The sequence below is a fragment of the Achromobacter sp. ESBL13 genome, from assembly GCF_036668755.1.
Lineage (GTDB): Bacteria > Pseudomonadota > Gammaproteobacteria > Burkholderiales > Burkholderiaceae_B > Achromobacter.
The window spans coordinates 114,817-130,433 of sequence record NZ_JAZEVT010000006.1 but is presented as its reverse complement, the minus strand read 5'-3'; the positions used below and the strand labels follow the sequence as shown (position 1 = coordinate 130,433).

Here is a 15,617-nt window from a genome sequence, read left to right as displayed (position 1 = left end):
TCAAGGCTTGAATACCACTTGGTATACCAAAAGGAATTTTGCCGGATCGTCGGCAGGGGGCTGGAGCTAGCCTTGCCTGGGGCAAGGCCCAGGCCCAGGCTACGGGGGCGCGCACGAAGCGGGTTCTTGCAGCCGGCAAGATCAGGCGCGGCGGGGCGGTAAGCCCGGCGCGCGCCTCAACATCACGGCTGCCTCAAGCCAGCACGCTATTCAAGAACGCCGAGATATCCCGGACTTCTTCGGCGCACACCGAATGCGGCATCGGGTACGTGTGCCAGCGCACGTCATAGCCCAGCCGCTTCAATTCCGCTACTGACGCCTCGGCGCGCGCCAACGACACAACCGGGTCGTGCAGGCCATGCGCCATGAAGATCGGCGTGGCGTGGTTGGCGTTGTGGCGTTCGGCTTCGGCCGTATTCAGCAACGGCAGATACCCCGACAGCGCCATCATGCCCGCCAGCTTTTCGGTCAGCCGCAAGCCGGTGTGCAAGGTCATCGCGCTACCTTGTGAGAAGCCCGCCAGCACGATGTTCGACGTCGGGATGCCGCGCGCGTTTTCCCGTGCGATCAGCTTGTGGATGGCGGCTTCGGACGCGCGGATGCCCTTGGCGTCTTCCACGCGGACCAGGTCCATGACCAAAATGTCATACCAGGACCGCATCGACATGCCGTTGTTGATCGTCACGCGCTGCACCGGCGCATTCGGAAATACAAAGCGCACGCCCAGGCCCGCGGGCAGGTCCAGTTCCGGCACGATGGGGGCGAAGTCGTTGCCATCCGCGCCCAGGCCGTGCAGCCAGATGACGGCGTGCGTGGGGTTGGGCGCGGTTTCGATCTCGATGCAGTCGAGCAGGTCGTTGGAAGCGTTCATGGACGGCCGAAAAAAATCAAAAGGGGAGAATCAGAGCGTCAAGGTCTTCAAGGCCTGGAACAGCGCGCGATAGTGCTTCTTTTGCGGCTCCTGGCCTTGCAGCAGCGAGGCATTGCCCAGCTTTTCCTTGCGCGCGGCGCGAATCAGCGTGCGCAATTGCTGCGCATCGGCCTGTGGATTGTTTGCGAGCAGCTTGGTCAGCGTGTCGTCGTCGTCCAGCAGGCGGTCGCGCAGGGCTTCCAGCCGGTGCATGGCGGCGGTTTCTTCGCGCGAGCCGTTTTCCCACACATCCAGCTGCGCGCGGATTTCTTCGGCGGGCGCGTCGCGCATCAGCTTGCCCACAAAGTGGACTTGCCGGCGGCGGCCTTCGCGGCCCGTCGTGCGCTGCGCCGTGCGGATTGCCTCATAGAGGCGCTCTGCCAGCGGCAATTGCTTGAGGCGTTCGGGGGACAGTTCGATCAGCTGTTTGCCCAGGTCCAGCAAGGCGTGCATTTCACGCTTGACCTGGGACTTGCTGGGACGGTCGTAGCCGTTCTCGTCGTAACCGTCGTCGACGGATTCTTCTTCAGTATGGGAATTCATGGAAAACTGCGCAATGACAGACTTGGCTATGATAACCGTCTCTGCAAATTGGACAGCAATGGTTAAAACCTCCTCATCCTTGCCGCTGGCGGCGAATCACGCGCGTTTTTCCGAACTCGTTGAGCAAACCCTCGCCTACGCGCGCCAGATCGGCGCCTCGGACGCGGCGGCGGAAGTCTCGGAAAGCCTGGGGCTGTCGGTCTCGGTACGCAAGAACGACATCGAAACCGTTGAGCAGACGCGCGATCGCTCGCTGGACCTGACGGTCTACGCCGGCCAGAGCCGCGGGTCGGCCTCGACCTCCGACTTTTCTGAAGCCGCCCTGCGCCAGACGGTCGAAGCCGCCTGGCACATCGCCCGCCACACCGCCGCCGACCCGGCCGCGGGCCTGCCCGACGCCGACCAGCTGGCCACCGAATTCCCCGACCTGGACCTGCACCACGCCTGGACGGTGTCCACCGAGGAAGCCGCCGAACTCGCCTTGCGCGCCGAACGCGCGGCGCGCGACGTCGATCCGCGCATCACCAACACCGACGGCGCCACCGTGGGCACCTACGAAGGCCAGTTCGTCATGGGCAACAGCCGTGGCTTTCTGGGCGGCTACCCGTATTCGCGCCACAGCCTGTCCGTGGCGCCCATCGCGGGCCGGGGCAACGGCATGCAGCGCGACTACTGGTACACGTCCGAACGCGATCCGGCCAACCTGGCTTCGCCCGAAGCCATCGGCCGCTACGCCGCCGAACGCACGCTGTCGCGCCTGTCGGCCCGCCGCATCCGCACCGGCAAGTTTCCGGTGCTGTTCGAAGCGCCGCTGGCGCTGGGCCTGGTCGGCGCGCTGACGCAAGCCGTCAATGGCGGGGCGCTGTATCGCAAGGCCAGCTTCCTGCTGGACGCGCTGGGCAAGCCCATTTTCCCCACGCACATCAACCTGACCGAAGATCCGCACATCCCCGGCGCGATGGGCAGCTCGCCGTTTGACGACGAAGGCGTGCGCACCCGCCGCCGCAACGTCGTGTCGGCCGGCGTGCTGGAAGGCTACTTCCTGTCCAGCTACACCGCGCGCAAGTTGGGTATGGCCACCACCGGCAACGCCGGCGGCTCGCACAACCTGGTGTTCAGCTCGACGCTGACTAAACGCGCTGACGACTTTGAAGCCATGCTCAAGAAAATGGGCACCGGCTTCCTGGTCACCGAACTGATCGGCCAGGGCGTCAACTACGTCACGGGCGATTACTCGCGCGGCGCGTTTGGCTACTGGGTGGAAAACGGCAAGATCCAGCACGCGGTCCAGGAAATCACCATCGCCGGCAACCTGGCCGACATGTTCCAGCAGATCGTCGCCGTGGGCGCGGACACTATTTCGCGCGGCACGAAAACCACCGGCTCGATCCTGATCGAGCAAATGGCCATCGCCGGGACCTGACCCATGAGCGCGCCCGCGGGCGCGCTCATCCATCCTGCCGAATGCATCGGGATGGGTGCCGCGCGGCTGGGGAATTCCTCTAGCGCCCGGCATGGTCTCAACGTGTAATATCCGGCGGGTATTGCTCGACGTCCCCGAAGCTGCTGAGGAGCATTGCGATGCAACGACGTTCATTCTTGAAGCATGCCGGGCTGGGCGCCGTTGCAACGGGCGCCGCCGTCAGCGCGCCCGCGTTTGCGCAAGACATGCCTTCCTTGAGCTGGCGGCTGGCTTCGGCGTTTCCCGGCACGCTGGACTTGCGCATCGGCGCGGGTGAACAGTTCTGCAAGTTCGTCACGGAATCCACGGGCGGCAAGTTCAATATCCGCCATTTTCCGGAAGGCGAAATCGTACCGGCCGCCGACCTGCTTGAAGCCGTCTCCACCAACAAGGTGGAATGCGGACACGGCTCGTCGCGGGCCTATCACGCCAAGAACCCCGCCTTTTCTTTTGACGCCGCCGTGCCCTTCGGGCTGACGGCTCGCCAGATGAACGCGTGGATGAGCGAAGGCGACGGCCTGCGCCTGACCCGCGAACTGTTCAAACCCGAAAAGATCATCAACTTCCCGCTGGGCAATACGGGTGCACAGATGGGCGGCTGGTATGCGCGGGAAATCAAGCGCCAGGCTGACCTGAAAGACCTGAAGATGCGCGTCTCGGGCCTGGCCGCCGATGTGCTGGCCCGGCTGGGCGTGGCGCCGCAGGCCGTCAACCAGGTGCCGCTTGCCGAAGCTTTCAACAAGGAAGGGCTGCAAGCCATTGCGGGCGCGGGCGCCTATGACGACGCCAAGCTGGGCTTCGATAAAGTAGCTAAGTATTACTACGGACCCGGCTGGTGGGTACCCGGGGAGCAACTGTCGCTGTATATCAATGACGAGGCCTGGAACAAGCTGCCCAAGCATTACCAGTCCATTGTGCAGGCGGCCGCCTTGGCGGCGCACGTGTCGCTAACCGCCCGCTACGACGCGCGCAACCCGTCCGCGCTGGCGCAACTGGCGGCCAGCGGCGCCCAAGTGCGCGCATTTCCCCGATCCATCATGGACGTGGCCTTCGAGGCCACGCAGCAGGTCTACAAGGACTTGTCCGCCAAAGACCCGAAGTTCAGGGCAATACACGACAGTTACATGGGCTTTCGCGACAGCGAGATGCCGTGGTTCCGCCTGACTGAAAACGCTTACGGCCAGTACGTAGCCGTGGCGTTGTCGGGCAGGTAGAAGGAGGGCGCCGGACGCCGAATGGCATTCGGTGCGAAGTAGGGTTTTTGCTAGTAATAGCGCATTTTTTACAAAAAAATGGGCGGTTTTCGGGCTTTTCTCGAACCACATTCGAGTTTCGGCCTGATACAAAGGAGTAATATCCCGGGTCTTGACGCGCAATCATGGCGCCTTTAGGCGGCATATGACGTCAATCCGGCGGGATTACACCAGCCCGGATTACCAATATTCCGAGACAGACTTTAAGGTGGTATCAACCATGCAATCCAAGACCAAGAAGCTGCTGGCTGCGCTGATCGCCGCTGGTATCGTCCCGGCTGCGCACGCGGCCGACATCAAGCTGGGCGTGGCGGAAGCCCTGTCCGGCGGCGCCGCCCAGTACGGCGTGTCGATCCGTAATGGTTTCCAGCTTGCCGCTGATGAAATCAACGCCGCGGGTGGCATCAATGGCAACAAGCTGGTGCTGGTTGTCGAAGACGAACAAGGCAAGAAAGAAGAGGCCATCAACGTCTTCAAGAAACTGATTTTCAAAGACAACGTCCTGATGGTCTTCGGCCCGACGCTGTCCAACTCGGCCCAAGCCGCTGACCCGATCGCGCAAGCGGCCAAGACGGTCGCCTTCGGTACGTCCAACACCGCCGACGGCATCACGTCCATCGGCAACTACGTGTTCCGCAACTCGGTCACGGAAGCCGACGTGCTGCCGGCTACGATTTCCACCGTGAAGGCGAAGACCGGCCTGAAGAACGTGGCCGTACTTTACGGTAACGACGACGTCTTCACCAAGAGCGGCTACGACAACTTCAAGAAGGCGCTGGAAGACCAGAAGATCCCGGTCACCACGACCGAAACGTTCGCCAAGGGCGACGTGGACTTCAAGGCACAGCTGACCAAGATCAAGGGCACCAACCCCGACGCCATCGTGCTGTCCGCACTGCTGGCCGAAGGCGCCCCGATCATGGTGCAAGCGCGCCAACTGGGCCTGAACGTGCCCGTCATTGGCGGCAATGGCATGAACTCGGTCAAGATTTTCGACCTGGCCCCTGGCGGCGCATCGAACAATCTGTGGATCGGCAGCCCGTGGTCGATCGAGAACAAGGCCCCCGAGAACGTCAAGTTCATCGACGCCTACAAGGCCAAGTTCAACGGGTCGCCGGACCAGTTCGCCGCCCAGTCGTATGACGCCATGTACATCGTGGCCCAGGCGCTGAAGAACACCAAGATCACCGGCGAATTGCCCAAGGACCGTGCCGCGCTGCGCGACGCGCTGCCGTCCGTGACCTGGACCGGCGCCACCGGCGCGTTCAAGTTCCGCCAAGCCAACGACCGCGCCGGCAAGCCCGCCGGCTATGACGCCGACCAGGCGCCGATCGTCAGCGTGACCAAGGACGGCAAGTACGTCATCGAGAAGTAAGCGCTACGCATCCCCGCGCGGGGGGATGCGCCTTGCGGGCAGCCGTCCGGCTGGCCGCAAGGCGCTTTTTATCGCAGGGCCGTCCCAATAAAAGCCATGCCGTCTTCGCGGGCGGTGTCAGGCCATGCAGTGGGCGCTGCATGGGGCCCTCATAGATCTGGAAAGTCCCATCATGTTCGAACAACAATTCGTCAATGCCTTGTCGCTGGGCTGTGTGTATGCACTGTTCGCGCTGGGCTTCACGCTGATCTTCGGCGTGCTCGGGGTGATCAACCTGGCGCATGGCGCCGTCTTTATGGTTGGCGCCTACGCGGCACTGTTCGTGGTTCAGCAATTCGGCCTGCCCTTGTGGGCGGCGCTGATGGTCGCGTTCTTCGTGGCCGGCTTCACCGGGGTCATCATCGATTACCTGGTCCTCAAGCCGCTGCGCAAGCGCAACGCACCCCACCTGATCCCCATGATTGCCACGATTGGCGTGGGCATCATTCTGAATAACGGCGCCCAGAGCATCTTTGGCGCCAGCAACCTGCGCTTTCCGCACGGCACCGTGCCCGAGGAAGTGATCGAGGTCGCCGGCCTGCACCTGACCGTGATCGAGCTGGGCATCATCTTCCTGTCGTTCGCGCTGATGGCCGTGCTGATGTACGTGATGCGCCGCACGCAGTTCGGCCGCGCGCTGCGCGCCATCGCCGAGTCGCCCAAGGCCGCGTGGCTTTTGGGCATCAACGTTGAAAAGCTGTTCGTCACGACCTCGTTCGCCGCCGCTGCCCTGGGTGGCGTGGCCGGCGTGCTGATCGGCCTGTATTCGAACGCGCTGTTCCCGCTGATGGGCCAGCCGATGCTGCACAAGGGCATCGCGGTCATCATCCTGGGCGGCATGGGCGACATACGCGGCGCCATGCTGGGCGGTCTGTTCCTGGGATTCGCCGAGGTGCTGTCGGTGGCCTACATCGGCTCCACCATGCGCGACGCGGTGGCTTTCGGCCTGCTGTTCCTGATCCTGCTGGTGCGCCCGCAAGGTCTGTTCGGCAAAGTGGTTCAACGCAAGGCTTAAAGAATGAGCGGATTCGAAAACTTCTGGGCCATTTACGGCAACTTGGTGCTTACGCTGGGCACCAACGCATTGCTGGCCCTCTCCATCTGGCTGACGCTGGCCTGCGGCATGCTGGCCATGGCCAACGCCGCCTTCATGGGCATCGGGGCGTACACCGCCGCGCTGCTCACCATGAACTACGACGCGCCGTTCACGGTCGCGCTGGCCGGGGGCATGGCCGCGCCCGCGCTGGTGGCGGCGTTGATCGGCTTGCCAACCTTGCGCCTGTCCGGGGTCTATCTGGCCATGGCCACGCTGGGCTTTGGCGAAGTGGTGCGCGTCACCATCCTGAACACCGAATCCATCACCGGCGGCGCGCTGGGCCTGAACGGCATCCCGCAGCTGACGCAGTGGTGGCATGTGGTGCTGGCGGTGGTCATTGTGCTGTTCGTGCTGTGGCGTGTGCGCGCCTCCAAGATCGGACGTTCGTTCGACGCCATTCGTGGCGACGAAACGGCGGCCGGGCTGATGGGCATCGACGTGCGCGCCAACAAGATGCTGGCCTTCGTGGCCGGCGCGATGATCGCGGGTCTGGCCGGCGCGCTGAACGCGCACCTGACCTTCTTCATCGGTCCCAATGAATACGGTTTCGACCGTGGCGTTGAAATCCTGACCATGGCCATCCTGGGCGGCATCGGCGGTTTGGCCGGTCCCGTGCTGGGCAGCTTCATCATCACCGTGTTGCCTGAGCTGCTGCGCGGTTTTGCGGATCTGCGCCTGGTCGCCAACGGAGTGATTCTGGTGGTGATTGTGTTGTTCCTGCCGCAGGGCATCTGGGATCCGGCGCGCTTCAAGCGCTGGATGCGTCAAGGCCGGGGCGGCCAGGGGGGCAAGCGCCATGCTTGAGCTTTCTTCCGTCTCCAAGAGCTTCGGCGGCCTGCATGTGCTGCATGACGTCAATCTGTCGGTGCCCGAGGGTTCCATCTTCGGCTTGATCGGCCCCAACGGCGCCGGCAAGACTACCGTGTTCAACCTGATCACCGGCCTGTTGCCGCCCAGCGGCGGCACCATTACGTTCAACGGCCAAAGCGTTCTGTCCAAGAAGCCGCACCGCATCACGCGCATGGGCATCGCCCGCACTTTCCAGAACATTCGTCTCTTCAAAGAGATGACGCTGCTGGAAAACGTGGTGGTGGGCGCCTATCGGCACATGAACTACGGCTTTCCCAGCCTGCTGCTGGGACTGCCGGGTTACCGCGAACACGAAAAGCGTGCCCGCGAGCGCGCGCACGAACTGCTGACGTGGATGCGCCTGGATCACAAGGCAAACGATCTGGCCGACAACCTGTCCTACGGCGAACAGCGCCGCCTGGAGCTGGCGCGCGCGCTGGCCACCGAGCCCAAGCTGTTGCTGCTGGACGAGCCGGTCGCGGGCATGAACACCGGCGAACGCGCCGAGCTCATGCGCGAGATCCTGGCCATCCGTGATCGCGGCTACACCATCCTGATGATCGAGCACGACATGCGCTTCGTCATGGGCCTGTGCGAACGCATCGCGGTGCTGAACTTCGGCAAGATCATTGCTTGCGGCGGCCCCGACGAAATCCGCAACAACGAGCAGGTCATCGAGGCCTATCTGGGTCGCGAAGACGACGAAGACACCGAACAAGTGGAGGCCGCCAAATGAGTTGCCGGGCTGCTCCCAAGATGAATACCGTAGCGCGTTGCGCGGAGGCTGCACAATGAGCGCGATGCTTGAAGTCCGCGGGCTCGAAGTCAACTACGGCCATATCGAAGCCGTGCGCGGCATTGACCTGGACCTGAACGCCAAAGAGATCACCGCCCTGGTCGGCGCCAACGGCGCCGGCAAGTCCACCACGCTGCTGGCGCTGTCGGGCCTGTTGCCCAAGGCGCGCGGCCGAGTCCTGTTCGAAGGCGAAGACATCACCAACCTGGCGCCCCACCAACTGGTGGCGCGCGGGATCGTGCAGGTGCCGGAAGGCCGCGCCATCCTGACCACCATGACGGTGCTGGAAAACCTGGAGCTGGGCGCGTACCGCCGTGGCCTGAAGAACGTGGCTTCCGACCTGGAATACGTGTTCAACCTGTTTCCGCGCCTGAAAGAGCGGATCGCGGGCATTGCCGGCAACCTGTCGGGTGGCGAACAACAGATGCTGGCCATTGGCCGGGCCCTGATGGCCAAGCCGCGCCTGCTGCTGCTGGACGAACCGTCCATGGGCCTGGCGCCGATCGTCGTGCAGGAAATTTTCCGTTCGCTGCGCGCCATCAACGCCGATGGACTGACCCTGTTCCTGGTGGAGCAGAACGTGCGTCAGGCACTGAAGATCGCGCAAAGCGGATATGTGTTGGAAAACGGCGCCATGGCGCTGACCGGCACGGGCCGCGAACTGCTGGGCCACCCGCGCGTGCTGGAAGCCTACCTGGGCGCCTGACCGCGCCGGGCTCGCGCCGGCCCGGGCGCCGGCGATTTGTCCCCGGATTTTCCTGTGCGCTGGCTGCAACGTTGCTTGCGGCCAGCCGCCACCTGACTTCTTTTCGCTTGCCCAATCTTTGAGCAGCCGTGTTAGAATTTCAGGCTTTCCCTCATTTTGACTATTGCACGGGCGGGTAATAACGCTTAGGCGGGACGTCGATAAAGGCAAAAACCAAGGGCAAAAACCAAAGGCAAAACCATAGGCAAACCCCGATCTGAATATCACGGGTGGCTCGTTCATCAGGGTTCAGGTAGTAGGTTGCTGGTTGCTGGTTGCAGGTTGCAGGTTGTAGGTTGCTGGTTGTAGGTTTTGCCCAGTCTGGGAAAGAACACTGGCTAGACGTTCTAGTCAGCAAGAACTTTTTATTCTTAGGAACCATCATGAAGACCTTTGTGGCCAAGCCGCATGAAGTCCAACGTGACTGGTTTGTGATCGACGCCAAGGGCAAAGTCCTCGGTCGTGTGGCCAGCGAAGTCGCACGTCGTCTGCGTGGCAAGCACAAACCTGAATTCACGCCGCACGTTGATACTGGCGATTACATCGTCATCATCAACGCTTCCGATATCGTCGTTACCGGTACCAAGGCGAAGGACAAGAAGTACTTCCGCCACACCACGTACCCGGGCGGTATCCGCGAAACGAACTTCGAGAAAATGCAAGAGCGTTTTCCCGGTCGCGCCATTCAGAAGGCCGTCAAGGGCATGCTGCCCAAGGGTCCTCTGGGCTACGCCATGATCAAGAAGCTGAAGGTCTATGCTGGTGCCGAGCACCCGCACACCGCCCAGCAGCCCAAGACGCTGGATATCTAAGGAAACGCCATGATCGGTAACTGGAATTACGGAACCGGCCGTCGCAAAACTTCGGTGGCTCGCGTTTTCATCAAGAAGGGCACGGGTAAGATCGTTGTCAACGGCAAGCCCGTTGACGATTTCTTCGCCCGCGAAACTGGTCGCATGATCGTGCGCCAACCGCTGGAACTGACCGGCCACCTGGAATCGTTCGACATCAAAGTCAACGTCCACGGCGGCGGCGAAACCGGCCAGGCTGGCGCAGTCCGTCACGGCATCACGCGTGCCCTGATCGACTACGACGCGACCCTGAAGCCCGCACTGTCGCAAGCTGGCTTTGTGACCCGCGATGCCCGCGAAGTCGAACGTAAGAAGGTCGGCTTCCGCAAGGCACGTCGTCGCAAGCAGTTCAGCAAGCGTTAATGTTGCTGCAAAAAACCCGCTTCGGCGGGTTTTTTGTTTTTGGGCGTTGATGGCGGGCAGGTGTCCGATTTGTCCTGCTCGCCTTCTGCAACGCGGAACTCCGCGCCGCCTTTTTCGGTCGGATGAGTCTAGATCGCCCGTCGCGATGCTTGCGTCGGCGCAACCCTGTATTCTCCGGGCGATACAATCTGTTTTCGTCCTACGAAGAGTTCATACCTATCATGGCCCAAGCATCGAATACCCGTATCAAGGTTGGTATTGTCGGCGGCACCGGATACACCGGCGTCGAGTTGCTGCGCTTGCTGTCGCAGCATCCCAATGTGGAATTGACCGCCATCACGTCCCGCAAGGAAGACGGCTTGCCGGTCGCTGATATGTATCCGAACCTGCGCGGCCGCGTGAATTTGGCCTTCTCCGCGCCGGAAAAGGCGTCGCTGACCGAATGCGACGTGGTGTTTTTCGCGACCCCGCACGGGGTGGCGATGGCGCAAGCGCAAGAGCTGTTGGCCGCGGGCACCCGCATCATCGATCTGGCGGCGGATTTCCGCCTGCAAGACATCCCGACGTTCGAGCGTTGGTACAAGATCCCCCACACGTGTCCCGATATCCTGGCTGAAGCGCAGTACGGCCTGGTTGAACTGAACCGCGAAGCCATCGCCAAGGCCCGCGTGATCGGCAACCCCGGCTGCTACCCGACCACGGTGCTGCTGGGCTTGGCCCCGTTGCTGGAAGGCGGCAAGGCCCTGGTCGACACGCAATCCCTGATTGCCGACTGCAAGTCGGGCGTGTCGGGCGCTGGGCGCAAGGCCGAGGTTGGCTCGCTGTTCTCCGAAGCGTCCGACAACTTCAAGGCATATGGCGTGTCGGGTCACCGTCACCACCCGGAAATCTCGTCGCAGCTGGAAAAGATTGCCGGCGGCAAGGTCGGCCTGACGTTCGTGCCGCACCTGGTGCCGATGATCCGCGGCATGTTCTCGACGTTGTACGCGCGCATCCTGCCCGAAGCGCGCGACACCGACTTCCAGGCCCTGTTCGAACAGCGTTACGCCAACGAGCCTTTCGTTGACGTCATGCCCGCCGGCAGCCTGCCCGAGACCCGGTCCGTGCGCGCGTCCAACAACCTGCGCATCGCCCTGAGCCGCCCTGACAACGGTGACCTGCTGATCGTCATGGTCGTGCAGGACAATCTGGTCAAGGGCGCCGCCGGACAGGCTGTGCAGAACATGAACCTGATGTTCGGCATTGCCGAATCCACGGGCCTGGATCAGGTGGCTATCCTGCCTTGAGGCTTTGCACGGGCCGCCTGCGCAAGCGGCCGGCCCTGCGCGCTTTATGTCCGTCGACGCCCCGTCCTCCCACCCGCCATCCCGCCCTGCCGGCGGGATGCTGCGCATATTCGCGGGGCTGCTGATTGGCGTGCTGCTGGGAGGCGCCGTCGGTTATGGCTATGCGCTGCGCCAGGCTCGTCCGCCGGACGCCTTGGTGATCAGCACACAACAGGCCGAGGCGCAGGCAGAGGCCATGCGCCAGCAAAGCGCGCAGCTGCGCTACACGCAAAGCCAGCTCGATACGGCGGACGGCGAACTCGTCATCGAACGATCGGCCCGGCAAGAGCTTGAAACGCAGTTGCGCGTGGTCCAGGCCGAGGTCGGTCGGGTACGCGATCAGTTGGCGTTCTACGAACAATTGTTGCCCGCCGGCCCGGAGGGGTCGGTGGATATTCGAGGCGTGCAGATTGACCGTGAAGGCGGCGGCCTGCGCTACAAAGTCCTGCTGATGCGTAGTGGCCGCAATGGCGGCACGCCGTTTGCGGGCGCGTTGCGGTTTCAAGCCACGGGCGTGCTCAAGGGCGAAACTGTTACCGTGGACCTGGCGCCGATGCAGGTCAGGGCCGAGACCGGCCCCGTAACCGCCACAGGCGAAACCACCACGGCGGCTTCGCTGGCATTGCAGTTCGATCAGTACCAACGCAGCCAGGGCATCCTGGCCGTACCCGAGGGATTTGTCCCCGAAAGCGTGACCGTCAGCGTCCTGGAAGGCGAAACCGTCCGCGCATCGCGAAGTGTCAAACTGGAACTTTGAGTCTAGTCAAGCCCTGCGCTATAGTGACACTATGCGAGCGCCGTTGCCGCTCACCGAAATATGGCCGACCCGGCCAGGAGTGAACCATGAATGCAGTAACCGAAACCGTCGATCTTCAGGCCGCCCCGCCTGTGCCCCTGGTCTTTACCGACTCGGCTGCCGCCAAAGTGAAGGATTTGCTGGCCGAAGAAGGCAACCCTGATCTGAAGCTGCGCGTCTTTGTCCAAGGTGGCGGCTGTTCGGGTTTCCAGTACGGCTTCACGTTCGACGAAGTCGTCAACGAAGACGACACCGTGCTGGACAAGGCTGGCGTCCAACTGCTGGTTGACCCGATGAGCTTCCAGTACCTGGTCGGTGCCGAAATCGACTACAAAGAAGATCTGGAAGGCGCGCAATTCGTCATCCGCAATCCCAACGCCAGCACTACGTGCGGCTGCGGTTCCTCGTTCTCGGTGTAATAACCCTGGCAGGAAAGTAAAAGCCCTTCGGCATGCCGAAGGGCTTTTTGCATTGCATTGGCCGCGCGATCAGGCCGGATACAGCGCGCCCAGAATACGCGCCCCGAGTGCCCCCGTCACCGCGGGATGTCCGGCCGGCCGCCGCTGCACGAAAGCCTGCGCCAGCCACGCGAACGCCAGCGCCTCGACCTGTTGTGCCGGCACGCCCAACGCGTCGGTTGGCTGTACGGGCCGTTGCAGGCAGTACGCCAGTTCTTGCATCAGGCCCGCGTTGCGCGCGCCTCCTCCGCATACGAAAACGTCCTGTGTGCCCGCCGCCGCTGCGTCGATGGCGTTTGCCACGGTGCGGGCGGTCAGGCGTTGCAGCGTGGCCTGCACGTCCTGGGGCGCGGGCTTGGGGCCGTCAAAGGCGGCCAGGCGATCATCAAGCCATTGCAGGTTGAACAAGTCCCGCCCGGTGGACTTGGGAGCGGGCAGCGCAAACCACGGCTCGCTGGCGATCAATTGTTCCAGCAGCGGCGCCACCACCTGGCCGGTGGCGGCCCAGCGGCCGTCTGCGTCGTACGGTTGGCCCAGGTGACGCTGACACCACGCGTCCAGGAATACGTTCGCGGGGCCGGTATCGAAGCCGCGCACGGGCTGGCCCGGAACAAGCAGGGTGACGTTGGCGATGCCGCCCAGGTTCAGGACGGCACGGCCATGCGGCGCGCCGAATATCGCCGCGTGAAAGGGAGGCACCAACGGGGCGCCCTGGCCTCTGGCGGCCACGTCGCGGCTGCGAAAATCCGCCACCACGTCAATCCCCGTCAGTTCGGCAAGCAGCGCGGGCGCGTTCAATTGCACCGTATACCCGCTGCCGGGGCGGTGCCTGACGGTTTGGCCGTGCGCGCCGATGGCAATCACATCGCTGGCGTTCGCTCCGGCGTCTTGAAGCAGCGCGGATACCGCCTGGGCATACAGCCGGGCAAGCGCATTCGCGGCCAAGGCGGCGCGAGCCAGCTCATCGTTGCCGGACACGTTCAGCGCCAAGAGCTCGCGCCGCAGATTTTCCGGCATGGGCAGGCTGGCGCTGGCCAGCACTTGGGGCGGCTGCGCCTGCGCCAGGCGCACCAGCACGCCGTCCACGCCGTCGACGCTGGTGCCGGACATCAAGCCGATATAAAGCCCTTGTCCGGCGGGCGATGCGGTTGAAGTGGAGTTCACGGGCGCCTCGTTAAAAAGAAAAAGGCGGCCGGCAGAGTCTGCACGGGCCGCCTTTCTGGACGTTTGCGGGTCTGGCCGCCTAGCGGCTGGCCACGTTGGTCAACGCGTCGGGCAGCGTCTGCTGGAACTGGGTCAGCAGCTGGATCTGTTGCTTGTAGGGCGCCACGGCATTGTTGAACGCACGTAGTTCAGCGGGTTCCAGGGCACGCGCAACAGGCAGGTCTACGGCCAGCGGGTCGATCGGCTGGTTGTCCACGCGGAACTCGTAATGCAGGTGCGGGCCGGTGGCCCAGCCGGTGGAGCCGACATAGCCCAGCAGTTGGCCCTGCGAGATCTTGGAGCCCTTGGTAATGCCTTCGGCGATGCGGCTCTGGTGCGCGTACAACGTCGAATACTTACCGTGATGCTTCACGATGACGACGTTGCCGTAACCGTTCTGCCAGCCCGAGAACTCGACCGTGCCGTCCGCCGTGGCGTGGATCGGCGTGCCCGAGGGCGCGGCGTAGTCCACGCCCTTGTGACCCGTCCACGTTTTGTGGATGGGGTGCATGCGCATGCCGAACGTGGAGCTGATGCGGCTGAACTTCAACGCAGTGCGCAAGAAGGCGCCGCGCAGGCTGGTGCCGTCGAAGTCGTAGTACGAACCGGATTTTTCATCGGGGCTGAACCAGACGGCGTTGTATGTCTTGCCGCCGTTGATGAATTCCAGGGCCAGCACGCGGCCCGCGCCGGCATAGCGCCCGTCGTGCGAGCGAACTTCGTAGACCACGCGGAATTGGTCGCCTTGGCGCAGGTCCCGCAGGAAGTCGATCTTGGCGCTGAGGATATCGGCCATCTGCATGGTGACCGAGTCAGGAATGCCGGCGGAGTCCGTCGCGCCAAAGAGCGACGACTTGATCGTGCCCACGGCAACGCGCGTCTGGCGCTCGGTGCTTTCGGTGATTTCCTCGGCCTTGTAGGTGTCGCCGGCAGGGGCGACGTGCAACATGCGCGTGACGACCTGGCCGTCCGTCTCGTTGCCCGGCGTGTGGATGTAACGCAGCCAGATCAGGTTGCCCTGTTCGTCCGTGGCGGCCTGCACCGAGCGGCCCGGGTACAGCTTGTAGATGCTGCGAGCGCTGGCGTCATGGGTCAGGAACGTTTGCAGGCTGGGCGCGTCCAGCTCCAGCCGCTGCAACACCGCGGCCAGCGTGTCGCCGGAGCGAATGCGGGTTTCGCTAATGTACGGCGCGGCGCTGGGCGTGCTGACTTCGACCTGCTCGGCGGTCAACGGCAGAACGCTCTGGATGATGCGGGACGGGGGGAGTTCGGAGCGGTCGGGTTGCTGCACCATGCCCAGGGCGGCGGCGCCGGCAAACAGACCAATAGCGGTGACGAGAACAGTGCGACGGAAAAGTCCCGAGCGATGCGGCTTGGGCTCAACGGGCGCAAACAGGGCAGCAACTTTGCGCTTGATGCTACTCGCCAGTTCGTGGAGGCCACGATTCATCGTGAAGATACCCTCTCAGGTGGCATGAGCTCGCAGGGTGCGTGACACGAACGGCCCCCGCGCGCCACGATATCCGGGGCAAGGGCTGGCGCGGGGCGCATCT

General features: G+C 63.3%; 16 protein-coding genes. 12 read left to right on the top strand and 4 right to left on the bottom strand.

Annotated features, from left to right (window positions below; all coding sequences use genetic code 11):
- Positions 1-193 precede the first annotated feature (193 nt).
- On the bottom strand, positions 194-871 hold the full coding sequence (locus V6F88_RS21975) for an alpha/beta hydrolase (protein ID WP_332612214.1): 678 nt from the start codon (positions 869-871) through the stop codon (positions 194-196).
- 30 nt (positions 872-901) lie between these two features.
- The gene (gene yjgA, locus V6F88_RS21970) at positions 902-1,453 is read right to left on the bottom strand and encodes a ribosome biogenesis factor YjgA (RefSeq protein ID WP_332612212.1); all 552 of its coding nucleotides are present in this window, start codon (positions 1,451-1,453) and stop codon (positions 902-904) included.
- Between the two features lie 58 nt (positions 1,454-1,511).
- Between yjgA and pmbA the strand changes: the two genes are divergently transcribed.
- The 12 genes from pmbA (at position 1,512) to erpA (ending at position 12,822) form a co-directional block, all read left to right on the top strand.
- The gene (pmbA, locus tag V6F88_RS21965; RefSeq protein WP_332612210.1) at positions 1,512-2,876 is read left to right on the top strand and encodes a metalloprotease PmbA; all 1,365 of its coding nucleotides are present in this window, start codon (positions 1,512-1,514) and stop codon (positions 2,874-2,876) included.
- 158 nt (positions 2,877-3,034) lie between these two features.
- On the top strand, positions 3,035-4,129 hold the full coding sequence (locus tag V6F88_RS21960) for a TRAP transporter substrate-binding protein (RefSeq protein ID WP_332612208.1): 1,095 nt from the start codon (positions 3,035-3,037) through the stop codon (positions 4,127-4,129).
- 259 nt (positions 4,130-4,388) lie between these two features.
- Positions 4,389-5,543: an ABC transporter substrate-binding protein gene (locus V6F88_RS21955; RefSeq protein WP_006226687.1), complete on the top strand. Its 1,155-nt coding sequence runs from the start codon at positions 4,389-4,391 to the stop codon at positions 5,541-5,543.
- Between the two features lie 172 nt (positions 5,544-5,715).
- Positions 5,716-6,597, top strand: a complete 882-nt coding sequence (locus V6F88_RS21950; protein WP_046806103.1) for a branched-chain amino acid ABC transporter permease — start codon at positions 5,716-5,718, stop codon at positions 6,595-6,597.
- A gap of 3 nt (positions 6,598-6,600) precedes the next feature.
- Positions 6,601-7,482, top strand: a complete 882-nt coding sequence (locus V6F88_RS21945) for a branched-chain amino acid ABC transporter permease (RefSeq protein ID WP_332612205.1) — start codon at positions 6,601-6,603, stop codon at positions 7,480-7,482.
- The gene (locus V6F88_RS21940) at positions 7,475-8,263 is read left to right on the top strand and encodes an ABC transporter ATP-binding protein (RefSeq protein ID WP_332612203.1); all 789 of its coding nucleotides are present in this window, start codon (positions 7,475-7,477) and stop codon (positions 8,261-8,263) included. The genes V6F88_RS21945 and V6F88_RS21940 overlap by 8 nt, the downstream gene beginning before the upstream one ends.
- Positions 8,264-8,318: 55 nt before the next feature.
- Positions 8,319-9,029, top strand: coding sequence for an ABC transporter ATP-binding protein (locus tag V6F88_RS21935; RefSeq protein ID WP_332612201.1), 711 nt, complete (start codon positions 8,319-8,321; stop codon positions 9,027-9,029).
- 422 nt (positions 9,030-9,451) lie between these two features.
- Positions 9,452-9,880 carry a 50S ribosomal protein L13 gene (gene rplM / locus V6F88_RS21930; RefSeq protein WP_006217309.1) on the top strand — a complete coding sequence of 143 codons (429 nt, stop codon included), beginning with the start codon at positions 9,452-9,454 and terminating at the stop codon, positions 9,878-9,880.
- Between the two features lie 9 nt (positions 9,881-9,889).
- Positions 9,890-10,282 carry a 30S ribosomal protein S9 gene (rpsI, locus tag V6F88_RS21925; RefSeq protein WP_006217310.1) on the top strand — a complete coding sequence of 131 codons (393 nt, stop codon included), beginning with the start codon at positions 9,890-9,892 and terminating at the stop codon, positions 10,280-10,282.
- Between the two features lie 221 nt (positions 10,283-10,503).
- The gene (argC, locus tag V6F88_RS21920) at positions 10,504-11,568 is read left to right on the top strand and encodes an N-acetyl-gamma-glutamyl-phosphate reductase (protein WP_332612198.1); all 1,065 of its coding nucleotides are present in this window, start codon (positions 10,504-10,506) and stop codon (positions 11,566-11,568) included.
- A 46-nt stretch (positions 11,569-11,614) separates the two neighbouring features.
- On the top strand, positions 11,615-12,364 hold the full coding sequence (locus tag V6F88_RS21915) for a DUF6776 family protein (protein WP_442880375.1): 750 nt from the start codon (positions 11,615-11,617) through the stop codon (positions 12,362-12,364).
- A gap of 86 nt (positions 12,365-12,450) precedes the next feature.
- A complete protein-coding gene (gene erpA / locus V6F88_RS21910) occupies positions 12,451-12,822 on the top strand; it encodes an iron-sulfur cluster insertion protein ErpA (RefSeq protein WP_006217313.1) in 372 nt (123 codons plus the stop codon).
- Between the two features lie 69 nt (positions 12,823-12,891).
- Here the strand turns inward: erpA and V6F88_RS21905 are convergent, their stop codons facing one another.
- Both V6F88_RS21905 and V6F88_RS21900 read right to left on the bottom strand, forming a co-directional pair.
- Positions 12,892-14,025, bottom strand: a complete 1,134-nt coding sequence (locus tag V6F88_RS21905) for an anhydro-N-acetylmuramic acid kinase (RefSeq protein ID WP_332612195.1) — start codon at positions 14,023-14,025, stop codon at positions 12,892-12,894.
- Positions 14,026-14,104: 79 nt separating this feature from the next.
- Complete coding sequence (locus tag V6F88_RS21900) at positions 14,105-15,514, bottom strand: M23 family metallopeptidase (protein ID WP_332612193.1); 1,410 nt, start codon at positions 15,512-15,514, stop codon at positions 14,105-14,107.
- Positions 15,515-15,617 lie beyond the last annotated feature (103 nt).